The organism is Ruegeria sp. AL2 (genome assembly GCF_056540845.1).
This window is the reverse complement of record NZ_JBQFXM010000007.1, coordinates 1-26,901: the sequence shown is the minus strand read 5'-3', so window position 1 is coordinate 26,901 and position 26,901 is coordinate 1. Positions and strand designations below refer to the sequence as shown.

Below are 26,901 nucleotides of genomic sequence, written 5' to 3'. Positions count from 1 at the left end.
CAGGTGCCTCCCGTGAACAGTGAAACCAAACGCCCGCTTACCCTTCGTGATGTGTCCGAGGCTTCCGGAGTATCCGAGATGACGGTAAGCCGGGTTCTGCGTAACCGGGGGGATGTGTCTGACGCCACCCGCACCCGCGTTCTGGCCGCCGCCAAGGAGCTTGGCTATGTCCCCAACAAGATCGCGGGCGCATTGGCGTCCAGCCGGGTTAATCTGATCGCGGTGATCATCCCTTCGCTTTCGAATATGGTCTTCCCCGAGGTGATGACAGGCATCAATCAGGTGTTGGAAGACACCGAATTGCAACCGGTGGTCGGGGTAACCGATTATCTGCCCGAGAAAGAGGAGAAAGTGCTGTACGAGATGCTCTCGTGGCGGCCTTCCGGCGTGATCATTGCGGGGCTTGAACATACCGAGGCCGCGCGCGCTATGCTGGATTCGGCAGGTATTCCGGTGGTCGAGATCATGGACACGGATGGCAAGCCGGTGGATGCGATGGTGGGGATCTCACACCGCCGCGCGGGGCGCGAAATGGCACAGGCAATCCTGAAGGCCGGGTATCAGCATATCGGTTTCATGGGCACCAAGATGCCACTGGATCACCGCGCACGAAAGCGGTTCGAAGGCTTTACCGAAGTTCTTGGCAAGCACGGGATCGAGATCGAGGATCGCGAGTTCTATTCCGGTGGATCGGCCCTGGCCAAAGGGCGCGAGATGACCCAGGCCATGCTGGAACGCTCACCCGAGCTGGATTTCCTGTATTACTCGAACGATATGATCGGGGCCGGTGGCCTGCTGTACCTGCTGGAACAGGGTATTGATATTCCGGGACAGATCGGCCTGGCCGGGTTCAACAATGTCGAGCTTTTGCAAGGCTTGCCCCGAAAACTCGCGACGATGGACGCCTGTCGTCTGGAAATCGGCCGTCAAGCCGCCCAGATCATCGCCGAACGTCTGGAAAATCCTGATACCGAGATCGAGACACGCGTTACTCTGACCCCCACGATCAGTTATGGTGACACGCTGAAACGGCGATGAACACATCCCTGAAAAGGCTCGACAACTGGACGGCCCGGGCGATCTTCATGGACCGGCACGTATTGGGTGAACAACCCTCAGGCTCGGCCAAAGGTTCCGCGCTTCTGGATCTGATCCACCGGCTTGGATTTGTTCAGCTTGATAGCATCAACACCGTTGCCCGTGCCCATGACATGATCCTGTTCTCGCGCAGGCCCGCCTATCGCAGCGCCGACCTAAAAAGGCTCTATGAAAGGGATAACGCGCTTTTCGAGCATTGGACGCACGATGCGGCGGTGATTCCGATGAAATTCTATCAGCATTGGCATCTGCGCTTTCAGCGGGATGCGGATATGTTGAAGGCGCGGTGGAAGAACTGGCGGCGGGATGGGTTCGAACAGCAGTTTGACACAGTCCTGCAACACATCCGCGACCATGGGGCGGTGTCGTCCTCGGATGTTGGCAAGGATGAAAAGAAGGGCTCGGGCGGGTGGTGGGACTGGCACCCATCGAAAACCGCGTTGGAGTATCTGTGGCGCTCGGGTGCCCTGACCGTCGTCGGTCGGGATGGGTTCCAGAAACGCTATGATCTGACAGAGCGCGTGATTGAAACACAGCTCTGCCCCGGAAACACGCCCTGTGATGCCGAAGCGACCGTGGATTGGCTGTGCAACGCCGCATTGGACCGGCTTGGATTTGCAACATCCGGAGAGTTGGCGGCTTTCTGGGACACCGTCAGCGCGGCTGAGGCAAAAGACTGGTGCGCGGCGTCGCTGGAATGTGGCGATATTGAAGAAATCGAGGTCACCTGTGCCGATGGGCGCTTGCGCAAGGCATTCGCACGCCCAAATCTGACGACCGAAGTACCGCAGCCGCCAGGCCGCATTCGCGTGCTCAGCCCGTTTGACCCCATGCTGCGCGACCGCCGCCGGGCCGAGCGGCTGTTCGGCTTTCACTACCGCATCGAGGTTTTCGTCCCCGAGGCCAAACGAACCTATGGATACTACGTTTTTCCTTTGCTCGAGGGCGACCGTATGATTGGCCGTATCGATATGAAGGCCCACCGCGATCGTGACCTGCTGCATGTCAAAGCGCTCTGGCTCGAGCGCGGTGTGCGCTGGTCAGATGCTCGTACCCGACGCCTGAACGCCGAGCTGGACCGGGTGCGGCGACTGGCCGGTGTGGAACATGTGACTTTCGCCAAGGACTGGCTGAAAGACCCTAAATAGGGTCTATTCTGCGTCGGACAGGGACAATTTGATCGGTTCCAGCCCATCAATCTCACCTGTCAGAATATCCCCTGCAACGACTGGACCAACGCCAGCCGGCGTACCGGTCAGGATTAGGTCACCGGGGCGCAGGTGGTAAAAGCCGGACAGGTGCATGACAATCTCGTCGATCTTCCAGATCAGCTCCTCCAGGGTCGCGTTCTGGCGCAACTCTCCGTTTACGCTTAGCCGAATGCGCTTGTCATCCTCCGGGGTCCAGTCGGCAGCTGGTGTCAACGGCGCAAAGACCGCTCCGTTTTCGACGTCCTTTCCCAGATCCCAGGGCCGCTGCTTGTTGCGCTCGCGGATTTGCAGATCACGGCGCGTCATATCCAGGGCGCAGCCATAGGCAAAAATGGCATCCCACGCCTGCGCACTGGTGGCGCGAAACACGGGTTTTCCAATGGCCAATGCCAATTCCATCTCATGGTGGTAATTTTCGGTCCCGGCAGGATAAGGAACCGTCGCACCTGAGAGTACAGCGTTCGGGGCGGATTTAGTGAAATAGAAAGGTGCCTCGCGATCCACCTCATTCCCCATTTCTGCGGCATGGGCAGCATAATTTCGACCGACACAGAAGATCCGTCCGATGGGATATCCGGCCGCCGCGCCGACAACGGGGATGGTGATCGGGTCCGGAAGCGAAAACAGGCTGTTTGGCATAATAATCCCTGAAGGTTGCGTAACTTCCATATTACGTCTGCCAAACCCGCCAGCAAGCCCGGAAAACACGCTGTATTTCGCCAATCTCGAGGAGGTGTTTCAGCGTGAAACGGCTCAATTCTGACCTGAATGACTGACGCCGTGTCAAAAATTGGTTTCATCAGTTTTTATGGTCTCACCAGTACACAAACAGATCGAAACAACTCTTGGCTCAGTCAAAAGCCGGGCTAAATCCTCAGGTAGTCAGGCCCGTGCCGATTTCGGTGCGGCGTCAAAATTCAGAACAGCAGCTTTGGTAAAGCATTCCACCAAAGTGACGTCGACAAACCATACGCTGACCCATTTACCGATCGGCAACTGCCTAAACCAGTTTCGGAGAGTATAGGTGCTAGGCCCCTCCCCCATGGGCCAAAAAGACCCTGTTCAGAGCCACATTTCAGGCTTTTCGTATACTCCGAAGCACAGGCCGGACCGTCAGGTTTGACGTAACCGGTCTTGGGCCAGGCACCAACGACCAGTCCGGGTCTGGCCGCCCCGTCGGAGACTCCCCCTACAGTTTCCGGCGGGGTCACTGCGAACGACATCGGATACAGTGCCAATAATCAGGAGTCGAGGTCCTTCAACTCGTTCAGCAGATCCAGCAGTAACTCATGCTTGTCCGGTCCAAGCTGAGATCGAATACGTTCCGCCTGGGCCGTGCTTGCAGCCAGATTGGCACGAATGATCTGAACCCCTTTTGTATTGATCCCAACAACCTGACGCCGTCGGTCAGCCGGATGGCTGCGCCGCGTGATCAGTCCACGGTTCTCCAACTTCTGAAGAATGCGCGTCAGGCTTGGCAGCAACAGGCAGGCGCGATCGGCGATGTGGGTCGGCTCTTGTGGGCCTTCTTCGTTCAACACCCGCAACACCCGCCACTGCTGTTCCGTGACGCCAGCGTCAGCCAGCATTGCTCGAATGGGTCCCATAACCTTTTCCCGCGCCCGCAAAAGCGCAATGGGCAAAGATCGCGACGTCAGAGGGAGATCGTCGGTCATAAGAAAATTATCACCGAAATCCGGGATATAAGCAAGCAACCCGACACGCAGCAGCAGCGCCCGCACCCGAATTTGCACCGTCATGCGGGCCGATTTCGGGCTGGACAATTCAAAACGACCGTTGAAGATGCCATCGACATCCGCTTCTTGTCCTTCTCACCCCCTGCGGTCGAAATATGAGGTTTCAGCATGGCAGCCCCACAAAACGCATTCAAACAGGCTCTAATACAGGGCAAACTGCAGGTTGGCTGCTGGATGAGCTTTGCTGAATCCGTCACCGCCGAGATCATGGGAACCGCGGGTTTCGATTGGCTGGTGATCGATGGTGAACACGCACCAAATGATATCCGCTCGATCCGGGATCAGCTGACAGCTTTGGCCAGCAGCGCATCTCATCCCGTTGTGCGGGTTCCTGTCGGAGAGACCTGGCTGATCAAGATGGTTCTGGATGCTGGCGCCCAAACAGTACTGGTTCCGATTGTCGAAAGCGCCGCTCAGGCGCAGGACTTGGTCCGTGCCTGCCGTTATCCGCCGGACGGGGTGCGGGGTGTTGGTGCAGCGGCATCGCGCGCCACGATGTATGGGTCGACAAGCGACTATATCCAGACCGCAGATCAGGAAATCTGCCTGTTGTTGCAGGTGGAAACCCGCGCCGGATTGGCCGCGTTGGATGATATTCTTCAAGTCGAAGGTGTGGATGGCGTTTTCATTGGCCCTGCTGATCTGTCAACCGACATGGGGTACAAGGGCAACAGCGCCGCACCCGAGGTGCGCGAGGTCATCGCGGACGCCCTGGCCCGGATCAAGGCCGCAGGCAGAGCGCCGGGCATCCTTGCCACCAATGACGAAGCACGTCAGACCTATCTGGACATGGGCGCACAATTTCTGGCGGTCGGCATAGATGTGATGCTGCTGGCGCAAGCGGCTCGTGCGCTGGCCGCGCAATGGAAACCATCCTAAACAGTCAACTGCGCATGGCCGCAGCGGCCTGCGCATAGCCGCCCGAGGCTCCATCAACAAAATGCACATGGTCATCCCGCATGGCCGAGGGGACGATACATGTCATCATCGCCTCGTCCTGTGCGTGCAAACCGTATCTGATCTTCCCCCGGCGACGCGCCTCTTCAAGCAGGTGTTCGATTTGGCGCAACGTGTCCGGATCGCAGTCGAGCGTCATTTTCAGCCCGTCATCAAACTTTCGGTAATCGGCATTACTGCTGACCATATGTCTGTAATGGTCCGGCTCAAAGCGTCCCATCCGCAGGCCAGTTTTGAACAATACTGCGATCAACAGGTTCTGAACCAGCAGGACGAGTTTGTGCAAAATCACATGACGCCCGTTGCGCGACACATGAGCGTCGATGTCAAGGCCGGGTGGAGGCCACGCTAAGGGCGGACCCTTTTCCGACACCGGATGGCCTGCGCGATCCAGTGTTTCAGACGCGGACAGGACGGATTGCGCAAGATCGGCAAAGTCCCGTTCGGTTGCTGACGGTGTGGGCTGTACGACCAGCGAAACGATCTGACCGTGACGGGCCGGGCTGTTGGACCACCTGCAAGACAGGCCTGTCAGATCCGGCTGCGCACCTGGCCCGGCGGGTGTGACCATGTTTTTCCCGGCTTTCATCCCGGCCTCGGCCCAGGCCAGACCACCGCCGGAAAACATGGCGTAATCCACTCCGGTAGAGGGTGCATAGCGCGCAACGCGCAGATCCTTACCCGCTTTGCGGATATCAGCCACCGACACCAGCGCTGCCCGCAAAGGCATGGAGAATTCTTCATCTGCCCAGCGCCGCAAATCCGCCAGCGTAGTCCGGGCGGTTTCAGCTTTTCCGGGCGGGACAGCAAACCCCGCCCCATCGCCGCCAAAGACATATGGAAACAACGCGCCGTCCATTGCGTTGATCATGGCCGAAATTACCGCAGCGCCCACAGTATTGACAGTCTTGTACCGGCCCCGCGCGATTTCGCCCGTTGAATCGACAATATCAGCAACACCCAGAACCCAATCATCGGGCAGTTTTGAAAACTGCGCGGGGTCTGCCAGACGGGTAAAATCGCGCTGCAAGGGAAGGTTTTCGTAAAATGCGGACTGGAGGTCTTTCATGCTCCCCCTCGGAATCAGTGTTTTGACAAAGATAGCCGTAAGGCGAGCCATGTCCTAACTTTGAAACAATATACACAGGCTTGTGCGTTGCATCACGGCGTGCCAAGCATTTCCCTCGGACGAGCAGGAAAGGGCTGAATATGCAGGCAGGTTTGGTGGTTTTATGCCTGGGCTATGTGCTCAGCCAGTTTTTCCGTGCTTTCCTTGCGGTTCTCAGCCTGGATCTGGAGCGTGACATTAGTGCCGCGCCCGAAGATCTGGCCTTTGCTTCCGGTCTTTGGTTTATCGTGTTCGCCGTCATGCAGATCCCGGTCGGATGGGCGCTGGACAGGATTGGGCCCCGCCTCACGTCCGCCGCGCTGCTTCTGGTGGGCGGGGCAGGTGGGGCGGCGGTTTTCGCAGCCGCAACAACGCCCCTGCACATCAGCATAGCCATGGGCCTGATCGGTGTCGGGTGCTCTCCGGTCCTTATGGCCTCCTACTATATCTTTGCACGCGAATACCCTCCGGCGCGGTTTGCTACATTAGCGGCCGTGATGCTGGGCGCAGGGTCCGTTGGAAATCTGGTGGCTTCTTATCCAACCGCGCTTGCCGTGGAATGGATGGGGTGGCGCGGTACGATGGTCGGGCTGGCCACAGTGTCCGCCGCAATCGCATTGGGCCTGTGGCTGACTGTTCACGACCCGGCGAAGGTCGAAACAGAACACAACGGATCCCTGCTGGATCTGCTGAAGGAGCCTGCCCTGTGGCTGATCCTGCCCCTGATGCTGGTTGCCTACGCCCCCTCTGCTGCGCTGCGCGGGCTGTGGGCCGGGCCTTACCTGAATGACGTCTTTGGCCTCAGTTCCACTCAGATCGGCACTGCAACGCTGATCATGGGCGCGGCCATGATTGCGGGCACTTTTGTCTACGGACCACTGGACCGTATTTTTGGCACCCGGAAATGGGTGGTTTTCGCTGGCAACGCTTTGGGTTCAGTTGCGCTGGGCCTGCTCTGCCTGTGGATTGATAATGCAACATGGCTGTCCGTCCTGCTGATGGCCGTGATCGGCTTTACCGGTGCCAGCTTTCCGGTCATCATGGCTCATGGCCGGGCCTTCGTACCTCCGCATCTGGTGGGGCGTGGTGTGACATTGCTGAATCTTTTCGGCATCGGCGGCGTTGGCATTGCTCAATTCGTCACCGGACGTATTCACGCAGCCACCGTGCAAGACGGATCAACCGTGCCCTACACAGCAATATTCGGGTTTTTTGCGGTTACCCTTGCCATTGGTTGCGTGATCTATCTATTCAGCCGGGATAGTGTGGATTGACGCAGCCATCAGGAGAGTCCGTTGAACGACCCCGTTGTCATAGCCCCAAATCTGAAACGCAGACTGTCGGGCGTAACAGCGACCATAGCAAGGCTGGTTCCGCTGCAGGCGCAATGGATCGACATCGCCGCCACCGGGCCAGGTCTGCCCGCTGACACTCCGCACATCCCGCTTGGTCGACTGCCTTTCCTGTCGCGTCGTAAAAGGCGGGTCTGGCACGCGCGCCGCAACACCGAGATGTTACTGGGGCTCATCCTGCGCAATGTGTTCCGGTTGAAACTCAAAATGCTGTTCACAAGCGCGTCCCAACGGCCGCACACAGGCTATACCAAATGGCTGATCGGCAAGATGGATGCTGTCGTTGCAACCTCGCGCAAAACCGCAGGGTATCTTGAGCGAGACTCGCAGGTGGTGATGCATGGCATCAACCTAGAAGACTTCGTTCCGCCTTCAGACAAGGCCGCCGTCCGTGCTCGGCTGGGGCTGCCGGATGGGGTACTGTTAGGGTGTTACGGCCGTATTCGACACCAAAAAGGCACGGATGCCTTTGTCGACGCCATGATTGACGTGTGCGGGCGGTTCGACACAGTGTCAGGCATCGTCATGGGCCGGGCAACCGAGAAACACACCGCATTTCTGGCCGAACTGAAGACTAAAGTCGCCAAAGCTGGCTTGTCTGATCGCATCCTTTTTAAGCCCGAGGTGACCGTAGATCAGATTGCTGAATGGTATCAGGTTCTGGACCTGTTTGTTGCGCCACAAAGGTGGGAGGGATTTGGTTTGACCCCTCTCGAAGCAATGGCCTGCGGTGTTCCGGTCGTGGCCACAGATGTCGGCGCGTTTTCCGAAATCATTACTGATCCATCCTTTGGCAAGGTCGTGGCCCCCGATGATGTTCCCGCCTTGGTCGAGGCGATTGCCCTAATGCTGAAAAGCAATGATTCCCTGTCACAAGCGGGCCAGGCATCCCGCGCCCATGTCGAGCAGAATTTTGACATTCAGGGCGAAGCAAAGACGCTGGTTGCGCTATATGAACGACTTTTGAACGATTGAACCGCTTGAATTCGGCATCAGTCGTTGAAAACACCGCTGATAGCCCTTTTTTCTTCGCCGCAACGCGGCTATGAACGCGCGTCCTTAACTTTGGAGACATGAAATGGGCTATCGCGTCGTAGTCGTCGGCGCCACGGGTAATGTGGGCCGCGAAATGCTGAACATTCTGGCTGAACGCCAGTTCCCGGTTGATGAACTTGCCGCACTGGCAAGCCGTCGCTCGCTGGGTACCGAAGTAAGCTTTGGCGACAAGACCCTTACGACCAAAGATCTGGACACGTTTGATTTCACCGGCTGGGACATGGCGCTGTTTGCCGTAGGTTCCGAGGCGACCAAAGTCTACGCTCCAAAGGCGGCGGCGGCGGGTTGCGTGGTGATTGATAACTCGTCGCTCTATCGCTATGACCCGGAGATTCCGCTGATCGTGCCGGAATGTAACCCGCAGGCGATCCACGACTACAAGAACAAGAACATCATCGCCAACCCCAATTGCTCGACCGCGCAGATGGTTGTCGCGCTGAAGCCGCTGCATGACCGCGCCAAGATCAAGCGCGTTGTTGTGTCGACCTATCAGTCGGTTTCGGGTGCCGGCAAGGAAGGCATGGATGAGCTTTGGGATCAGACCAAGGCCGTCTACAACCCTACCACCGAAGTCGCACCGAAGAAGTTCCAGAAACAGATCGCCTTCAACGTCATTCCGCAGATCGACGTCTTCATGGAAGACGGCTCGACCAAGGAAGAGTGGAAGATGGTTGTCGAGACCAAGAAGATCGTCGATCCGTCGATCAAGGTCACCGCAACCTGCGTCCGCGTTCCGGTCTTCGTCGGCCATTCCGAGGCCGTGAATATCGAGTTCGAGGAATTTCTGGACGAAGACGAAGCCCGCGATATCCTGCGCGAAGCGCCGGGCATCATGGTGATCGACAAGCGCGAAGCCGGTGGCTACGTCTCGCCCATCGAGTGCGCAGGCGACTTTGCCACATTCATCAGCCGCATCCGCCAGGATTCGACCATCGAAAACGGTCTGAACCTGTGGTGCGTCAGCGACAACCTGCGCAAGGGTGCCGCCCTGAACGCGGTTCAGATCGCCGAACTGCTGGGCCGGGAAGTCCTGAAAAAGGGCTGAGGGCTCGCGAAGCTGAAAACCCCCAAGGGTCGCCCTTTGCAGGCGGCCCTTTTTTGTGCTTGCAGTCGTCCATTCAGGCTGCAACCTTTGCGGGAATATAACACCTGATTTCCGCGAGTGATTATGAGACCCCTGATTTACCTTCTGGCCCTTGCGCCCACCGTCCTGCATGCTGAAACATTTTTGATCGACACCAAAGTCAGTGAGGTCACGGTTTACCCCAGAGGAGCCGACATAATCCGCACAGGAGCCTACGAAATTCCTGCTGGCAAACATTGTTTGATCTTGCAGGGTATTCCCGCACGTGACGAAAATCAGCTGTTTTCAATACGGGTTCTGACCGAAGGCCTGACACAAACCGCGTTGCTGCGGCGCTTTGAAAACCTTCCGGTGCAGGACCGCAAAAGCGAAGCTGTAATGCAGGCCGAGGACCGGATCGAAGCCATCGAAGATCAGATCACTGCTGTCACTGACAAGGCAAAAGCCACCCGTCTACGCGCCGAGGCTGCACGCCAATCCTTATTGTTTCTTGGTCAATTGGGACAGAATGAAGGCCTGCCTGCCGACCTAAACACGCTGCGTGAGATCACCCGCATGATCGCCGAGGAATCTCTGCGCGCCGAGCAAGAAGCCCAATCGGCGGAAATCGAAGCCCGAGGTGTCGAACGGCAACTGGAACAGCTGGAAGAAGATTTGTTGATTGCTCAGGCTGATCTGGCAGCACTGATCCCCGAAGCTGATGACCATGTTTTCGTTGCCGTCGACGTGACCGCCGAAACAGCAACAAAAGGTGCTTTGACCGTGTCGTACATCGACTCCTATGCCGCAGAATGGTCGCCGGGATACGAGTTTCATTTGGCAACAGGCGACGCGCCCACAGTTCGGATCGACCGCAACCTCCTGATCACGCAGGACACCGGTGAAAACTGGCGCGATGTTACGATGCATGTGTCGACCATTGCCCCAACTGGTCAGAACGCTGCATCATGGCTGCCTTCATTACGACATTGGATACGCGAAACACCGCAACCGCAACCAGAACGGGGAAATTTCGGGAAATTGGCAGAAGCGGTTGTCGAGGCACCTGTTGTGGTGGAAGAGACATCCATTGGCACGATACTGACCTCGTCAGTGGAAGGCACCGGCATCACTTACACTTTGCCAAATCTCATATCGGTTTCCACTGGTTATGAGATTACCGAGGTCGCATTGGACGCAATCACCCAATCTGCCGAGGTTTTTGCGCTTGGCGTGCCCTGGCGCGATGACACGGCGTATCGGACCGCTCGGTTCACCAACCCAATGGATCAGAGGCTTCTGGAATCTGCTGCCGCACGGTGGTTTGTAGATGATGTTCTGGTTGCTGCCGGAGACTCGCAGGAAATTGGCCCTCGGGAAGAAATCGAGATGGGGTTTGGCCCAATCCATGGTCTGACACTTTCCCGACAGATCCTGAACCGCAGCAGCGGTGACACCGGGATTATTTCGCGGTCCAATCAACGGGTCGAACAGGCTGAAATCAGTATTGAAAACCTGACGGACCAAACCTGGCCACTGCGCCTCTTGGACCGGGTTCCATATTCCGAGCAGGACGATCTGGAAATCACGTGGAACGCCAATCCGCGCCCAAATGAAGAGAATGTGGACAACCAACGCGGAATTCTGGTTTGGGAGATGGATATTGCCCCCGATCAAAAGGCAAACATCACCTTGAACCTTGAATTGAATTGGCCTGAGGGGATGGACCTGAAGTAGTTTCCAAAGACGCTCGGCTTTTGCCGTCTATTTCATCAGCCGCACCCATCAAGGCACCGACTGGACCCCAAGCAACGGCAGAGCGCTGACGGCAATCCAAATTGCCGACCAGTTGACAAATTCAGGCTTGCTTGCCAGCTAAACACAGACCTGAACGCGACGGATGGGCCAGAACAGACAACAGGTGGTGCCCTGCACAGGGCATCAGAGGCATAGTATGGGAATTTCGACCAAACGCAGAATTGGAAGATACCTGATCATAGGATGTGCAGGCATTCTGGTCGGGCTTATCCTCATCGGGTTTACCGGGCAATTCCTGGCGGTCGGAGACTCCTTTGCTCTTTTCCGCCCGCAAGCCGGCGTTCTGCTTTTGCCGTGTGCCGCGATCCTGCTGTATATGCGCGCCAGATACCTTGCATTGGTGACCCTGGCCTTTGCCGCTGTTGCTGTCGGATCAATCGCAACCAGTTTCGCTGCCCCGCCCAAGGCCTGCGACGGCCCGTGTCTGACGCTATATCAAAAGAACCTCATGAGCCGGGCATGGCCGCGGTATTCGCTGGCCGACGACATCATTGCATCCGATGCCCATATCGTGACGTTGCAGGAAGTCTCAAGTCACAACCGCGAATACATGAGCAACCTGTTCGAGCATTACCCCGAAAAGGTGATCTGTGAGTTTCGTCCCGAACAAAACGTTGCCATCCTGACAACTCTTCCGATTGTCGAAGGTTCCGGGTTCTGCCTGAAAGGTCATGGTCTTGTCGGAATACAAGTCGAAGCCCCGGACGGGTCTTTGGTCTGGATCGTATCGATCCACCTGAGCTGGCCTTTTCCTTTCGACCAATCAACCCAAAGCCGGATCATTGCAGAACGCATCGCAGGTCTGGATGGCCCGGTTCTGATTGCCGGGGATTTCAACATGGTTCCATGGGGCGCAAGCGTCCGGCGGATCGCAGCGGCAGCCGACAACCAGAGTTTTGGGGCTGTCCTGAATACGCATAATCTTGGCAGCTGGCACCTACCCTTGCCAATCGACAACCTTTTGTTCCCAAAAGGAACAACCGGAACAGTCGAACTGCGCCCCTTCATGGGATCCGACCACTTCGGCAAATTCGCGCGGTTTCGTTTGGATTGATCCGCGAGGTCCCCGCTGCCTTGGTGGGCAAACCAGAACGCAAGTTGCGATCTCAAGAAGGGTCTAGGTGTTATTTTCGATCAGCACTTTCAGATTATTCAACCCGCGCTCGTAATCGCCGCCAACCCATTTATCCATCATCAACCCCATTGCCAATTGGTCATAAGCGTGCACGAATCAACAAGAACAACCTAAAGATGTTGATTATTTCCGCTTAAAATCAGACACTTAAATCCGGGCCTTCCAACTGAGAACTCATAACTATGCACACTTGAAACATAAGTATGCACAAGGCCGGTGATGCGCCTTCGAGAAGACAACTTTCTGAGGTTCGAAATTGACTAAAATACTTCGCAAACTCCGTGAGGCTGACTAGAGTCGGTTCGAAGCGCTCAAAACAGCTCTTCTTCAATCTCTCGTCGGCTTATCCGCCAAAAAATAGGCTGATTTTTCGCACATTAGGAAGTTAACTTGGTGGTTAGCGAGTGGCGAAGAAGTATGATTTTTAACCGAATTAGATCCAAACCAATTATTGGCTTTTTTTTGAATCCTCTCGGGACCCATGCGCGCCAGCTGACCTTCGAAGACCAGGAACTTACAGTAGGTATGAGGCGCGCCCACCAGCTCCATCTTAGCGATCTCGCAGAACCTCCCACGGTTACCAAAGGACTATTCGGAAGTAAGCTTACTGTTCGTGCAGATGACAACAGCACTTATCTTCTCAGGGGGGCAAGACATCGCGAAGCTATCTCATTCGCGGAAGCAGTTCGGGCACAATGGTTAGGATACAATCGAGAACGGTTTTTGGCCGAAGCACCAAGCATTACTGATCTGTTACGAACAATAGACGATTTGTCCGACCCTAAGCGTTATCCATCGGCATGTGTGTTATCGCCCAAACTTGAACTAGCGAAAGATCTAGACCGCAGATTGTTGTCGAAGCTGCCTTTGGCTGCAATCGAAGATGCCGCGGAAAACAAAGTGGAAAAGATTCAAGCGTTTATTCGTGACGCCAGCGCCAGACGAAATGAAGCCATATCAAAGTTCGAGAAACAACAACTCAAAGAGTGGGCGGAGTTCTTTGATACGTTCGAAAGCAACCCGCTCACGCCGGAACAACGTACCTCTATTGTAGCCGATGAGGACGCTACTCTGGTGCTCGCCGGGGCCGGCTCCGGAAAGACAAGCGTCATAACTGCCAAAGCCGGGTATTTGCTAAAATCTGAAACCCGTAACCCTGAAGAAGTTCTATTGCTTGCCTTCGCGCGAGATGCCGCAAAAGAAATGTCGGAACGCATCGAAGAAAAGTGCGGCGAACAACTAGAGGCTAGAACATTTCATTCGCTGGCCTACGACATTATCGGCACTGTGGAAGGCAGCAAACCGGCTCTTGCGGCCCATGCGACGGACGACAAAGCATTCCTAGCTCTAATCAGGGATATCTTACGTGATCTCGTTAAGACCGCGACTGATGTTTCTAAGGCCATCATCGGCTGGTTCGCTTACGCTCGGCTCGAAGAAAAGAGTGAGTGGGACTTCAAACAGAAGCACGCCTACTACACCTTTATTGAGAAGGCGGACCTCCGCACACTTCAGGGAGAACAGGTCAAAAGTTTCGAAGAGCTGATGATAGCCAACTGGCTATTCGAAAATGGCATCGAATACGAATACGAACCGAACTACGAGCACAAGGTGTCAGAAGGCGGGTTTAGGGATTATTGCCCTGACTTCAAGCTGACCAAGAGTGGCGTTTACATCGAACACTTTGGTGTTCGTCGGAAGCAGGCTGCGGACGGCACTTATCAGTTAACAACTGCTCCGTTTGTCGACCAAGAAGAATACCTGGAAAGTATGGAGTGGAAACGGGGTGTCCACGACGACCATGGAACCACTTTAATTGAAACATACTCTTATGAGCGCCAAGAGGGTCGCCTGCTAGAAGCTTTGGCTGAGAAAGTCGCCGAATACGAGGAGCTAGATCCGAGATCGCCAGAAACACTGTTCGACAGGGTTGTGGAGCTAAAGCAGGCCGACAGTTTCGTACAGCTGGTTGGAACCTTCCTACGCCACTACAAGGGTGGGGGATACCATGTTCGCGAATGCTCTGAAAAAGCTGAGAAGCTGAAACTCGGAAGACGGTCGAAGGCTTTTCTAACGATCTTTGAACCGGTCTATGAAGAGTATCAAAGACGGCTAGATGGGCGGATCGACTTTGAAGACATGATACTGCGTGCCTCAGAATACGCGGAGAGCAAAGAATTTGTGAGCCCATTCAGACATATTCTCGTAGACGAGTTTCAGGATATATCACGAAGTAGAGGGCGATTGGTCAAAGCTCTCAAAGCTCAGCATTCAGATGCTCGGGTTTTCGCAGTTGGTGACGATTGGCAGTCTATCTACAGATTTGCAGGATCTGACATCAATCTCATGCGACACTTCGGGGAAGAGTTTGGTGGCGCTTTTGATGGAGAAACAGGTGTGCACCGGACTGTTGACCTTGGGAGGACATTCAGGTCTGTCGATCAAATTGCAAACGCAGCAAAACGGTTTGTTCTGAAGAACCCAGCGCAGCTATCTAAAACTGTCATCCCCGCTGGTATTGCCGAGGCGCCCGCTCTTCGGGTCGTATCGACTTTCCGCAATGATGCCGACCTCAAGCTGAACCAAGTCTTAAGCACAATAAAGCAAAATCTAAACGAAAAGAAAAAGGCGTCTGTGCTGCTGTTGGGCCGTTATCGACACCTTGCGCCAACAGGGTTATCCGAGTTGCAACGCGAGTTTCCCCGGTTGGATATCAAGTTCAAGACTATTCATTCCTCGAAGGGCCTGGAGGCGGACCATGTAATAGTTCTCAGCCTCTTCAGGGGGCGCACCGGCTTTCCTTCTGAGATTGTAGATGATCCTCTTCTAAATTTAGTCTCGCCGGATGCTGAGCCATTCGAGAACGCGGAAGAGAGAAGAGTCATGTATGTTGCCTTAACCAGAGCAAGGCGAACCGTGACGCTGATGAGCTCCAGCTCGAAGCAATCCGCTTTTGTTACTGAGCTACTCGAGGATCCCGAGTACGGCATTGTCGGCGAGCGCGAGACCCAGCAAAAAATTCAATTCTGCGGGGAATGCGGAGGACATCTCTTGGCGTTCCCAACCAAAGACGGTCGCAACTGGTATAGGTGTGAACACGCTGATCTATGCGGATTTTCAATCTCCGCTTGCACAAGTTGCGGCAAAGGTATTCCCACAAAAGTTGACGGCTCCAATTTAAAGAAATGCACGTGTGGCGCAGAGTACCCAAGCTGCCCTTCCTGTGAAAACGGATGGCTGGTCGAACGAAAAAGCCGCTATGGAAGTTTCTTGGGGTGTGTGAGTTTTCCCCGTTGCAAAGGAAAGATGAAGGCAATGCCAGCAACGATTCAGACGAAAGAGCTATAGTGAAAAAACAAAACTCCAAGAATTGCAAAGCTAGCGCCGTCACACTTCGTGAATTGCGTGAAGCCGTGGGCATCCATTTTTCCGCTTGGTCTATGCTTGAGCGCAGCTTGCAATCTGCATTTGTGGACCTTGAGGCCAACGGAAAGAAAGCCCGGCGACAAAGCCTTTCCCAAAAATTGAATCTTTGGAAGCAGTTTCACCTCGACAGAACCTCGGAGCGCGAAATTCACAAAGAGTTCATAGCTGAATTGCACTCCATACTTCAAAGCTCTTTAGAAATTCGAAATCGCCTTGCACATGGCATTACTGGTTGGACGGCTCTTGTTCCCGGGCGGACTGATAAAGCCAGCATCTCCACAGAGCTAAACGACGAAGAAACTGCTATTGAGTTTGAAGAACTCCAGAAGATTACAGGGCAAACAGGTATTATTGCCTCTCATATGGATCGAATTACTTCATACGCTCTTGAGCCTGACAAATGGCGGCACAGTGATCTTCATGCAGACATTCGAAAGATGCTCTACAGGTCAAATCGGTAGGTCGGCTCGGTCACGATAAAGGTGAGAAAACTCATTGAGCTCAGTAGCATCGCAATACGTCAACATTCTGTTTAATTTTGCTTTCGACAAGAATGGTGATGAGCCATATCCATTACTTCAAGGGCTTTTTCATACTACGCTGAATATCTGTCGATATGGCGGTCAGTCTTGCTTGCCTAAACTTAGTGCATAAGATTCCAGCCATATTAAACAAATCGAACACCAAAGGCTCTGTCAGTGTCGGGTGAATTGAGATGGAGTTTCAGAAGAGATACTCTGAAGGGCGGCTTCAAATAGGGCTTCAGCTCTTTTCTTTTCAATGGAGTTGGCTACTAATCCCCTAACCAAACCCTGCATAGCTAGAAACACAGCCTCACTCAGGCCAATGTTGTTCGCTCTTGCCGCTAATACCGTTGCCTCAAGGTATCCATCAATTTTTATTTTCAACAGGGTCTGACGCTGCTTGCTCAAGTTCTTGAAGTCATTCATCGGTTGCTCCACCAAGTTCTTCTTATCAAATTTACAGTCAAGTTGCATGCTAGTCGCCCACTGCACCCGCGACCAACAGCCCCTCGGCAAGGTCGAGTGCATCGTCCGGCCAGTAGGTATTAGGTCGTGGGTGATGGATGTCATCCGCCGCAACCGGTCGACAGGTCAAAATGGCATTTCGCCATTGCAACGGTACGGCATCGCGCCCTTGTAATGCTCCCACAAGAGCGCCGCAAATTGCAGCATTTGTGTCAGTGTCTCCTCCACAAGCGACAGTGCAGACAATCGCGTCCCGAAGCGACTGCTCGGACATCAAACAATAGAAAGCGTTCTGAAATGCAGTGAGCACCCACCCCATTTGATGTTGGAACTCGATGGGACGTTTCGTTCGCGCCGCCAAAAGCCGGTCGCGTACAATAGCCGCGCCCTCATCCTGACCCGCATTTGCATAAGCGGAAGACCACATGTCTTCCTTACTCCCTCCAGCCACACCGGTAGACACCGCCGCAGCGAATGCAGCATTGGCAGCAGTAGTCACCTCATTCGGATGGGTGAGAGAAGCGTCTTGGCGTGCGATCTCTGCGGCCAGCGCAGGCGTTCCATATGCAAAGACCCCGATTGGGCTCACCCGCATCAACGCCCCATTTGCCTGGCTATCTGAGGCAACAGGGCCACCTTGTCCTAGCGCGGAAATTGCGTTGCTGGTTGTCATTCCAATGTCGAATGGCCGGGAATTCCGCCATTCGACGTACGCATTCGCAACGTGATCTCTGTCAAAACGATCCATCGCGCATAGGCTGCGGGCAAGAGCCAAGGCCATTTCACTGTCATCTGTCGGTTGGCCGGCGATCAAGTTCCAAGTGCCGCCGTCCTGAAGAATATCAACACCGCCTGGGTGCCTGCGAGCAATTTTCTCCGCATCCTGAAATTCCACGAAAGACCCCAACGCGTCACCTGCCAGTTGTCCCAGCAGGACACCTTGTGCACGCGCAAGGTTCGCGGGCAGATTTGTACGTTTCCTCGGAAGGGCAGGATTGCGAGCGCTTTTCGGATGCGCCGTCATTCGGATATTGGACAATTCACGCACCAAATCCTCCGCGCCTGCAACTACACCGTCAAAGCTGGCCTTGCTGTAGTCGATTGGCTCTCCATTCCCTTCAGCGATAACTTTACCTGCACCAATCAGAAGAGCGTGTCCGCCAGCGATATCCCAAGAGGACAGCCCACCAACCAAACTCATGGCCGCATCGAGCTCTCCTACAGCTGCAAGCGCCAACCTGTAGGCGGGACTTGGCAATGTTCGCACGCGGACTTGTTTGAGGTTAATGTGATTGGCCAAGGCATAATCCGCAGCATCTGCGTTCAATCCAACAATTGGTTTGTTACTAGATGAGGTAGGTGTGATAATCCGTCCATTGCGTGACAGGTCACCTCCTATTGCCCACGCGATCAGATCGCCTGAATCATCTGGTGCTGTGGGCGCATACACCACGCCTAGGACGGGCTTGTTGTTTTCAAGCAAAGCTACCGACACAGCAGACCCGCGCAAGCCTTTCATGAAATCCGCCGTACCATCGTGGGGATCGACAACCCAAGTCAGTGATCCTTCAATCAAGGAGCTTTCTGTCTCCTCTCCAAGCCAGCTTGCCGGTTGAAGGCGCAACAGGTTTGTCTTCAAAAAGGTTTCAACTTCGGTGTCGATAGTGGCCTTTTTTAAGGATCCGCGCGGTCCCTCTGGTCGATGAAACTCGGCTCGGATCATTGCACCTGCCGTTTTTGCCAATTGGATAATGGCTGGTAGCATTTCAGAGATCGGGTATTCGGTCCTATTCAACATTGAAGGTTCTCCATGAGTTCTTTCGATTGACACCAACTTAACCAACCCTCAGATCTGATTTAGGATCCCTCGGAATTTTGCGGATTTCAAAAGTTTGGGAGTGCAGCCCTTGGAAAACGCTGTAGGTTTCTATTGGACGCTACCAGTTACATGGGCGCAGTTTGTAGAACTGCCCAGAGACGTAGAAGCTGCGGCCTCTGCTAGTAAAACCATTCGCTACCAGATGGAGCTGATCCGCCGATACGCGAGAGAGCACGGCTTCAATCTGATTCACGAAGAGGTTTTTCTCGAAATTCAACCAGACAGAGGCAGCATTCACATTCAATCAGCTCTGGATTCCATTGAGCGCATTTGTCGAACCGACGATGCAACCATTCTTGTCGTCGATTTCTCCGTTGTGCAGAACTGGCGTCGCCATGGATATATGGACGAGTGGTTTGAAAACACCCACATGCCAATTGTCCGAATTCCACCGGATCCGCTCCGGACAACTGAATGGTCCTTCGATCCCGGCCAGCATTTTGGTGAGTGGCGCCAGCGCCATTCGTACTGGATGAGCTCCAAGCACGAACGAGAAGTGTTTGCACTGCGTCGAAGCTTGGAACTTCAGAAAACCGGCTTAAGCGTTAATGCAATAGCCGAACAATTGAACATGGAGAAAACTCCTTCTCCGACTGGGAAGCCGTGGCGCGAGAGCAATCTCAGGACCTTTTTGAAAAGGCAAGAGTAACTAAACCCCACTGTAGAGGAGAGCATCCTTCGCTTGTGGCAACCAGACAATTGATAGGCGACATCCTTTGGAGCTGAAGCAACTGAAAGACAGCGAAACTCACATCGCCAGCAATTCCCGATGAATTGCGACCATTGCCCAGGTGTCACGCGTGCAATACGCAACAAGATCAGAATAGACCTTCTCGCGCGCTGGATCATCCGGTTCCGTCAGTGTTACGTCCTTCCAAAGGCGAGACGCGCTTGCCCCCTCTTTGATGTCCAGATCATCGTATGAAAGTTCTGGCAAAAACGCTGGAAGAACGGCCTTTATAGAGGCGCTTCCCTTAAACGCGGGATCGTTGATCACTTCATCCGCAAACGGCTTCATAAGATCTACAACGCGTGCGTTTAGGACTTCCAGGAACTCTGCATGCTCTGGATAAGTTTCCGCCATTTCCGCATTGCGCGATTTCTCGAACGGAGCATACCAAACCACTACAGAGCCAACGTCTCCTATGTCCTCACGAAGCCTTTTCAGCAAGGCTGGCATCGGGTTACTGGCGTCTCGGTGGAGATACTCCCTGTGTTCAATTTCTCCGCCAGGCTCATGCTGGATATGCAAGGAATACTGGAAAGCCACTTGCTGATAGGGACGCGTTCCGTCCCAGGGTGGCAGCAAACTCTGAGATGTCTCGTAGTCAAAATAGTGAACCGGATAGACAATCTCGCTCAGAAACCTGCTCAACTCCTGATGATCGATTGTACGTGCACCGTTCGCCAGAGCTCTCAAGTAGCGTTGCGTCGACTTGCCCAGAACAAATGGATCAGTGATCTCGTCAACCCTTGTGATCCCATTTGCGATGAGTTCGGAGGCTTTTTCCGCGTTCATGAACGGAAGGCGGTGTATGCTGTCCTGCGCGATTGGAGGGTCGAGCTTTTCACGGATCTCCAACCATTCACCGTAGGATTTAAGGCGCGCACGTTCGGGGGACGGATCAGGCATCGTAACGCTGGCAACGACGCTCAATGCCTGATCGATACGCGTGCGTGTTTTTTCGAGCTGCTCAGTCACCGCATCCGTGATGTCAGTGATGCTGACAAGCTCTTGCGGATTAATTTCGCCGTATCTGGAGTAATCACGGTTCACATGTGCCACTTCGCAGCGCGCAATGGGGAACCCGGCTGCCTCAAGCACGACACGCTGGAATGCTAGATCAAAAGTGTGTTCGGGCTTTGCAGATGTCCCGCTCTTGATCTCTGTCAGAACGTACCCATCGCCACTGCGGCTCACGATGTCGGAGATGCAAGTTATGGTTCCATCTTCATAGCGTCCCTGTGCCACGGCGTCTGCACCGTTCCTCCAGGCTTCTAACGTGCGCGCGGGCAGAGTCTGGTATTCTGAAAAATCTGAAAAGCCGAGTTTTATGAGATCACCAAAAAGCTCCTCTGCATAAGGTTCAAAGGCGTGTCCCTCGTCAAAGCGCGCTTGCAATGCGGGGTCAATCGGCGGCAACAGATGCCTGGCGTGTTTCTTGATCCATAGCCAGGCGGGGTGCCTGAGAAACAACATGTAATCAGATTTGGACAGCGTCATTCAATTTGGTTTCCAGAACCGATGCCTCAAAAAAACTTTCTATCATTCGGCTTCTCACCTACTTTCGCATAGCCTCAACCCTCGTTCCTCGTTGGCGCAACTTTGGCCCTATTTGCGATGAACTGCAAAGCAATCCGCCAAAACATCCAAGTATTCTAATTGTAAAAGAGAACAGTGAGAAAAGGGAAGATTGGCAATTAGAAACAAGACTTTGACTTGCACTCACAAGGAAACCTTGGCCAAAATTCACAGATAAATACCAACAGAAACCGCAGAGTTAGCGATGAACGACGAGATCGAAATTAAAGATTTCTTTCATGTTTGGGCGAGCCACAAAGGTTGTCCAACAAGTGGGATTCGCCTTTACAACCCGGAGACTGATATCGAGTACCCGGTACTGCGCGTAGACGAGACAGGAATAGAAGTCTCGGACGCTAACGACCGGATTAGGAAGTTTCTACGCAGATCTATTTCTGATTGGCTTTTACTTGTTCCGGAGGATCATGATTTTCGAAATTTGCTAAGCGAAACCAAACCACCCGAAGCAGAGCGTCGTGAGTTAGTTAATAATCTTAGGGCATCAGGCCTTCCCGTAGCTCACACTCAAAGTCTGGATGACCTTCGGGCGATAAATTGGGCTGCGACAACGCCAATGTCCAAGACAGATCGCGACGCTAGGTTTCGTTTTTATTCCGCTGTGAAGAAGTTGGAGAACTTTCCTGAGCACAAAACAAGTTCAATAAGAATTGGTCGGCGTGTTGTTGAGACCTGGGCAGACCAGAACAATGAACTGTTACCTGCTGACTTGATTGTTCACCTCGCTTACTATCGACGTTGGTCTGGGGACACGGACGCCGCGCTACGAGCGTCAGATTGTTTGAATGGCCCCCGGTTCAGGCGCGATCTATCAGGTGATCAGAGGAGTGTCTTGGCTACAGAGCGCGCCGCCGCATTTATGGACAAATTTGAGAATTTCGGATCCGGGCTAGAGGATGCGGAGTTCTTTCTCCGATACTCTATGGCTGCCGCGAACGGGAAAAACAGCTCGGAAAACCACTTGGCGTGGAAACGGTACAATAAGCTGAGGGAGGTTGGTGTCATTGATCGGCGTCAATAGAGTCATTCTAGTAGGAAATCTTGGAAGAAACCCAGAAATCACTGAGACTGCTGACGGGAAAAAGATCAGCAAACTAAGTGTCGCGACCAGTGAACGGTGGAATGACAGGACCACAGGTGTACAAAAGTCGCGCACGCAATGGCATTCTGTCGTCGTGTATCGGGAAGACTTGGCCAATACGGCCGAAAGACTAACAAAAGGTGACAAAGTCTACGTTTGCGGGAAGCTACAAACTAGAAATTGGTCGGATCAGGCCGGGCAAAAACACTACAAAACCGAAATTGTTCTGGATGGCCACAATAGCGTTCTATTTTCGTTTGATCAGTCACCATCTGATGGGCATTCAAAAAACAGTGCTTCAGCCATGCAAATCGCGACCAAGCCAATTTCAGATGATTGGGATCCAACTGACCCGCCGTTTTAGGGTCATAACCACATACTGATCAGTTGGAGTAATTTCACAATGGATTATTGGCCGTCATCAATTCCACTTTGGCATGGTACGGACGCTTCACTCTTGTCTTCCATCGTCAATAATGGCCTTGGCGGTCAAAATCCTGTTGATGAATTAGGAGCAATCTCATTTTTGCATCGCGCTTTTGAAGCCATCGGTTACCAGCAGAACCAGAAAGAGTTTATGCGAACCATGAGCTTTCAAAACGCGTATTTTGCGAGCAAGCAATTGAATGCCGGAATGAACTTTCGACATGGGGGTGTCTACGTCACTTCAAGTCAGCAAACCGCGGCAAGTTATGCGACACGTGCACCGGAAGCGGTTTACTATTGTAGAGAATTTCTCGACAACCTTAAAGGGAGCGAAACCGAAGCCGTTGCCCACCTGTTGGATGAATATCCGAAACTCAAGTTGTTCCTTGACGGTGACAGCGATCCAATTGTTCTAGAAGTTCTGCGAGTTCGAAGAGATCGAGTTTTTGATGAGCATGGTGGGAGAATTTCGGAGAACCAAATTGAAACTTACAACAGACTTTTGGGAAACCACGAGCCTAATTGTGGAATAGATCTCAACTTTGCGTTTGAAATTTCCGAAGTTATCTCAGCAGACAATTTGTCTGTGTGGCGAGTACTTGGAGGAAATATGTTCGAGTTCGCGTTTGAGCCGATGGTATTGTGACGGCTCTACAACGGGGCCTTTCTCAAACCCCGATTGCGTTACATTAGACACCTGCATCGCAACTTTTTCAACCAAGGTAGCTTTCAGATGAAACACAAACACGTCGGCAGAAGCTAATTCTAGTTGGCCTCGTTTTTGGAACTTCTCCAGTTTCGACTATGTTGAGGTATCGATTTCGCCAGCTTCAGATTGAATGATTGCCTTAAGGTCAATCAGGTGAGCTTGGGTGAAGTAGATGGAAGTTTCTGCTTGCGCCAATTGGATTTCGAGCTCTTGTCCTTCGAGTTCGTCAAGCAGTACCCGCAATATGTCCTTGGAGTCATTTGCGTGTTCAAACATCGCCGCATGGTTGGGGCAGAGCGCCAAATAGTTCTGATGGTGCCGGAGGTTCAGGTCCTTTAGAAACTCGACCTTCTCGAAATAAGGGCTCCCGTCGGCAAGTAAAAACGGAAGCGGTTCCTTACAAATCTGGCAGCCCATCACACCATCCGCATTGGTGTACTGGTCTTGCAAATAGGCAGCGGCCTCTGCCTTTACTTGCGGCTTTGTTAGTGAAACAGACCGATTGCGGATTTCGGTTTCGCGCGTCTCGGCATCACGAGCCTTGTCAGCGACCTTGGCAGCTCTTCGTTCTGCATTCTTTGAGGATTTATCAGGCATTTCGAAAGCGGAAGCAGCCTGCTCCTCAGCAAGCAGACGGGACAACTTTTCCCTTGGTATGTTTGCGACTAGCTCTCGCGCCAGTTCTGCATCCTCGGCAGTTTCAAAACCGAACTCCTGAGCTCTCTGGTTCTTTTCAGCCCTGATCCGTTCAGTCTCTTTCCTTTGTTCTAGAGCCGCTTTTTCTTCGCTGCCGAAGCCAATTTCTTCAAGCCAGTCCCATCCCTTGTCAAACTTAAAACCTTTGGGCAGCTTAGATGCGGATGCATCGGCTGGCCGAACAAACTCGCCGCTTTCCTGAGGTATCCAAGCGTTGTCCCTCAATACATGCGCGAGTTGGGATACTCCGGTTCTGTAGTAAGTATTGTAATTCCTACAGTACCTTGCTTCAGTCCAGTCGACTTGCGCGGATGAAATTGTCTCCCAAATTACGAGCGACAATTCCCTGGAAGGTTCCGCCAACATGTCGCTTAGGTATGGAATCTTGTAGTCGATATCTCTTTCATAAGACGTCCGACTCCCATACCCGCCGTAATATAGGTCTCTGTTTGGGTTCCAACGGCAGCTGGTTTTTTCGATCACGATCTGCGTCGCGACGCCCAGTTTCGAAGCAAAGTTGATGAACTTATCTTTTTTGATCTTTCTCCAGTAGTTCGCCGACAGACCCACCCGACCCTGGTCTTCGAGTCTTTCGAAATAATGACGCGCTCCTGTGTCCATATACGGGGCATCCAAAAACATCTCTGACGCATATCTGGGACTACCCGTGGTATCGCGCAAAACCTTATAATCGCGAAATACAGATACATCACGAGGGTGACTTTCAAGATAGTCGGAAAATCGGTTTAGATCAGCGATGTGGGTTAGCCAATCAAAGTCTGGGGCAGAACTTCCGTACTTGCTTTCTAGAACAAACCGGATTTCTTCGGCTTCCCCGACCTCTCGGACACCAGCGCCAACAAGAAAGCGTCTAGACTTTTCCTGTTGGCCACTTTTCTTACCTTTCTGTTGATTTCCGCTGAGAAGTGACCCGGTAAGCCAGATAATTTTCACTGAGAATTGACCCATGTGAGCACATTGCCCCGACGTTTTCGTTTGGGGAGATTTGGAGTGATCGACATGGGATTTTTGAGTGTCATACGACGCTGGGCATTGCGTGACAAAATGCCAATTCGCGAGATTTCACGGCGCACGGGGCTGTCTCGCAACACCATCAAAAAGTATCTACGCGAAGGCGCTGTAGAACCGAAGTTCAAGACACCGCCGCGTTCTAGCAAATTGGATCCGTATGCGGATCGGTTGTCTGCCTGGCTGCTCGCCCAGACACGCAAGCCCCGCAAGGAGCGGCGCACGGTGAAGCAGATGCATGCTGATCTGGTGAAGCTGGGTTATGAAGGATCCTATGGCCGTGTTGCCGCATTCGCGCGGACGTGGCGGTCAGATCGGCACCGTGCGGAACAGACGACGGGACGCGGAACTTACGTGCCGCTGGTATTCCAGCCGGGTGAAGCGTTCCAGTTCGACTGGAGCGAAGACTGGGCCAATATCGGTGGAGATCGGGTCAAGCTTCAGGTCGCCCATATCAAACTCTCACACAGCCGGGCTTTCCTCGTGCGAGCCTATCCGTTGCAAGCGCATGAGATGCTGTTTGACGCCCATTGGCATGCGTTCCGCGTGTTTGGTGGCGTTCCCGGCCGCGGGATTTACGATAATATGAAGACGGCCGTGGACCGTGTGGGCCGAGGCAAGCAGCGTGACATCAATGCCCGCTTCAAGGCCATGGCCAGCCATTATGTTTTTGAACCAGAGTTCTGCAACCCTGCTGCGGGTTGGGAGAAAGGTCAGGTCGAGAAGAACGTCCGCGATGCGCGCAACCGGCTGTGGCAGGTCATGCCCATCTTCAAGGATCTGGGCGAGCTGAACCAATGGCTTGAGGATCGCTGTGTCGCCCTATGGGCCGAGACAAAGCACCGGGAATTGCCGGGTACTGTTGCTGATGCATGGGAAGCTGAGAAGCCCACGTTGATGGCGCTGCCGCCCGCCTTCGATGGATTTGTCGAACACAGCAAACGGGTATCGCCGACATGCCTGGTGACCTTCGAACGCAACCGGTACAGCGTGCCGGCCAGCTTTGCCAACCAGCGTATCAGCCTGCATGTCTACCCCGAACGTCTGGTCATCGTGGCTGAGGGCCAAACCGTTTGTTCACATGAGCGGATCATAGAGCGGTCACATCGCAAGCCTGGCAGAGTGGTCTACGATTGGCGTCACTATTTGGCAGTCATCCAACGTAAACCGGGTGCTCTGCGTAACGGTGCGCCGTTCACAGAGATGCCAGATGCCTTCCGTCGACTCCAGGATCATATGCTCCGCAAAGAGGGTGGTGACAGGGAAATGGTCGATATCCTGTCACTGGTTTTGCATCACGACGAGGACGCAGTTCTACGCGCCGTAGAATTGGCGTTGGAAGCCGGGGTTCCTACCAAGACGCATATCCTGAACCTGCTGCACCGCTTGATTGACAAGAAGCAAACAGACCTTCCAGAGATCGACCCACCAGATGCGCTGGCTTTGGAAACGACCCCGAAGGCAAACGTGGACCGCTACGATGATCTGAGACAAACCGGGGAGAAGCGCCATGCGTCATGATCCAGCAGGAGCTTCCGTCGTGATCATGCTGCGCAGCCTCAAGCTGTATGGCATGGCAAATGCAGTAGAGGATCTGGTCGCTCAGGGCGCGCCCGCCTTCGAGACCGCAACACCGATGCTGTCTCAGCTTCTCAAAGCTGAGATCGCTGAGCGGGAGGTGCGGTCAATCGCCTATCACACCAAGGTGGCGCGCTTCCCCTCTTACAAAGACCTCGCAGGCTTCGACTTCAAATCCAGTGAGATCAACGAGGCCACTGTCCGGCAATTGCA

At 53.7% G+C, this 26,901-nt stretch carries 23 protein-coding genes; 16 read left to right on the top strand and 7 right to left on the bottom strand.

Annotated elements, in window-relative coordinates:
• The first annotated feature begins 12 nt into the window (after positions 1–12).
• Positions 13–1,038 (top strand): LacI family DNA-binding transcriptional regulator, encoded by a 1,026-nt coding sequence (locus tag ACR0ID_RS11065; protein ID WP_267366879.1) that lies wholly within the window; start codon positions 13–15, stop codon positions 1,036–1,038.
• The gene (locus ACR0ID_RS11060; protein ID WP_480605375.1) at positions 1,035–2,246 is read left to right on the top strand and encodes a winged helix-turn-helix domain-containing protein; all 1,212 of its coding nucleotides are present in this window, start codon (positions 1,035–1,037) and stop codon (positions 2,244–2,246) included. Before ACR0ID_RS11065 ends, ACR0ID_RS11060 begins: the two co-directional genes overlap by 4 nt.
• A 3-nt stretch (positions 2,247–2,249) precedes the next feature.
• Here the strand turns inward: ACR0ID_RS11060 and ACR0ID_RS11055 are convergent, their stop codons facing one another.
• Together ACR0ID_RS11055 and hpaR are read right to left on the bottom strand one after the other, a co-directional pair.
• Complete coding sequence (locus ACR0ID_RS11055; RefSeq protein WP_480605372.1) at positions 2,250–2,948, bottom strand: fumarylacetoacetate hydrolase family protein; 699 nt, start codon at positions 2,946–2,948, stop codon at positions 2,250–2,252.
• 602 nt (positions 2,949–3,550) lie between these two features.
• A complete protein-coding gene (gene hpaR, locus ACR0ID_RS11050) occupies positions 3,551–3,985 on the bottom strand; it encodes a homoprotocatechuate degradation operon regulator HpaR (protein ID WP_480605555.1) in 435 nt (144 codons plus the stop codon).
• Positions 3,986–4,174: 189 nt separating this feature from the next.
• Here hpaR and ACR0ID_RS11045 point away from each other — a divergent pair, with 189 nt between their 5' ends.
• Positions 4,175–4,945: an HpcH/HpaI aldolase family protein gene (locus ACR0ID_RS11045; RefSeq protein ID WP_480518138.1), complete on the top strand. Its 771-nt coding sequence runs from the start codon at positions 4,175–4,177 to the stop codon at positions 4,943–4,945.
• 4 nt (positions 4,946–4,949) lie between these two features.
• Here ACR0ID_RS11045 and ACR0ID_RS11040 read toward each other — a convergent pair whose 3' ends face one another.
• Positions 4,950–6,092 (bottom strand): DUF3095 domain-containing protein, encoded by a 1,143-nt coding sequence (locus ACR0ID_RS11040; RefSeq protein WP_480605369.1) that lies wholly within the window; start codon positions 6,090–6,092, stop codon positions 4,950–4,952.
• A 140-nt stretch (positions 6,093–6,232) separates the two neighbouring features.
• Here ACR0ID_RS11040 and ACR0ID_RS11035 point away from each other — a divergent pair, with 140 nt between their 5' ends.
• From ACR0ID_RS11035 to ACR0ID_RS11005, 7 genes are all read left to right on the top strand, one after another.
• Positions 6,233–7,405, top strand: coding sequence for an MFS transporter (locus ACR0ID_RS11035; protein ID WP_480605366.1), 1,173 nt, complete (start codon positions 6,233–6,235; stop codon positions 7,403–7,405).
• Between the two features lie 21 nt (positions 7,406–7,426).
• Positions 7,427–8,458, top strand: coding sequence for a glycosyltransferase family 4 protein (locus tag ACR0ID_RS11030; RefSeq protein ID WP_480605363.1), 1,032 nt, complete (start codon positions 7,427–7,429; stop codon positions 8,456–8,458).
• A 103-nt stretch (positions 8,459–8,561) separates the two neighbouring features.
• Positions 8,562–9,584: an aspartate-semialdehyde dehydrogenase gene (locus ACR0ID_RS11025; RefSeq protein ID WP_480474325.1), complete on the top strand. Its 1,023-nt coding sequence runs from the start codon at positions 8,562–8,564 to the stop codon at positions 9,582–9,584.
• 123 nt (positions 9,585–9,707) lie between these two features.
• Positions 9,708–11,339 carry a DUF4139 domain-containing protein gene (locus tag ACR0ID_RS11020; RefSeq protein ID WP_480605361.1) on the top strand — a complete coding sequence of 544 codons (1,632 nt, stop codon included), beginning with the start codon at positions 9,708–9,710 and terminating at the stop codon, positions 11,337–11,339.
• 217 nt (positions 11,340–11,556) lie between these two features.
• Positions 11,557–12,474: an endonuclease/exonuclease/phosphatase family protein gene (locus tag ACR0ID_RS11015; protein ID WP_480474327.1), complete on the top strand. Its 918-nt coding sequence runs from the start codon at positions 11,557–11,559 to the stop codon at positions 12,472–12,474.
• A gap of 498 nt (positions 12,475–12,972) precedes the next feature.
• A complete protein-coding gene (locus ACR0ID_RS11010) occupies positions 12,973–15,903 on the top strand; it encodes a UvrD-helicase domain-containing protein (RefSeq protein ID WP_480605358.1) in 2,931 nt (976 codons plus the stop codon).
• On the top strand, positions 15,903–16,442 hold the full coding sequence (locus ACR0ID_RS11005; protein WP_480605356.1) for a hypothetical protein: 540 nt from the start codon (positions 15,903–15,905) through the stop codon (positions 16,440–16,442). Before ACR0ID_RS11010 ends, ACR0ID_RS11005 begins: the two co-directional genes overlap by 1 nt.
• Before the next feature lie 234 nt (positions 16,443–16,676).
• On the opposite strand, the gene ACR0ID_RS11000 is transcribed toward ACR0ID_RS11005, so the two are convergent.
• Together ACR0ID_RS11000 and ACR0ID_RS10995 are read right to left on the bottom strand one after the other, a co-directional pair.
• Positions 16,677–16,979, bottom strand: coding sequence for a hypothetical protein (locus tag ACR0ID_RS11000; RefSeq protein ID WP_480605355.1), 303 nt, complete (start codon positions 16,977–16,979; stop codon positions 16,677–16,679).
• A gap of 1 nt (position 16,980) precedes the next feature.
• Complete coding sequence (locus ACR0ID_RS10995; RefSeq protein ID WP_480605552.1) at positions 16,981–18,735, bottom strand: inositol monophosphatase family protein; 1,755 nt, start codon at positions 18,733–18,735, stop codon at positions 16,981–16,983.
• 142 nt (positions 18,736–18,877) lie between these two features.
• Between ACR0ID_RS10995 and ACR0ID_RS10990 the strand changes: the two genes are divergently transcribed.
• Positions 18,878–19,498, top strand: coding sequence for a recombinase family protein (locus tag ACR0ID_RS10990; RefSeq protein ID WP_480605353.1), 621 nt, complete (start codon positions 18,878–18,880; stop codon positions 19,496–19,498).
• Between the two features lie 99 nt (positions 19,499–19,597).
• Here the strand turns inward: ACR0ID_RS10990 and ACR0ID_RS10985 are convergent, their stop codons facing one another.
• Positions 19,598–21,073, bottom strand: a complete 1,476-nt coding sequence (locus ACR0ID_RS10985; protein ID WP_480605350.1) for a DUF2779 domain-containing protein — start codon at positions 21,071–21,073, stop codon at positions 19,598–19,600.
• A gap of 283 nt (positions 21,074–21,356) precedes the next feature.
• On the opposite strand from ACR0ID_RS10985, the gene ACR0ID_RS10980 reads away from it, so the two are divergent.
• Genes ACR0ID_RS10980 through ACR0ID_RS10970 form a run of 3 tightly spaced genes read left to right on the top strand, consistent with a single transcriptional unit; the run spans position 21,357 to position 23,322 of the window.
• Complete coding sequence (locus ACR0ID_RS10980) at positions 21,357–22,190, top strand: hypothetical protein (protein ID WP_480605348.1); 834 nt, start codon at positions 21,357–21,359, stop codon at positions 22,188–22,190.
• Positions 22,174–22,614 carry a single-stranded DNA-binding protein gene (gene ssb, locus ACR0ID_RS10975; RefSeq protein ID WP_480605346.1) on the top strand — a complete coding sequence of 147 codons (441 nt, stop codon included), beginning with the start codon at positions 22,174–22,176 and terminating at the stop codon, positions 22,612–22,614. The genes ACR0ID_RS10980 and ssb overlap by 17 nt, the downstream gene beginning before the upstream one ends.
• A gap of 39 nt (positions 22,615–22,653) precedes the next feature.
• The gene (locus ACR0ID_RS10970; protein ID WP_480605345.1) at positions 22,654–23,322 is read left to right on the top strand and encodes a hypothetical protein; all 669 of its coding nucleotides are present in this window, start codon (positions 22,654–22,656) and stop codon (positions 23,320–23,322) included.
• 156 nt (positions 23,323–23,478) lie between these two features.
• Here ACR0ID_RS10970 and ACR0ID_RS10965 read toward each other — a convergent pair whose 3' ends face one another.
• Positions 23,479–25,050, bottom strand: a complete 1,572-nt coding sequence (locus ACR0ID_RS10965; protein WP_480605343.1) for a hypothetical protein — start codon at positions 25,048–25,050, stop codon at positions 23,479–23,481.
• A 51-nt stretch (positions 25,051–25,101) separates the two neighbouring features.
• Here ACR0ID_RS10965 and istA point away from each other — a divergent pair, with 51 nt between their 5' ends.
• Both istA and ACR0ID_RS10955 read left to right on the top strand, forming a co-directional pair.
• The gene (gene istA, locus ACR0ID_RS10960; protein WP_480474840.1) at positions 25,102–26,631 is read left to right on the top strand and encodes an IS21 family transposase; all 1,530 of its coding nucleotides are present in this window, start codon (positions 25,102–25,104) and stop codon (positions 26,629–26,631) included.
• The coding region (locus ACR0ID_RS10955) for an ATP-binding protein (protein ID WP_480605342.1) at positions 26,621–26,901 on the top strand (281 nt) is incomplete at its 3' end. The genes istA and ACR0ID_RS10955, both read left to right, overlap by 11 nt.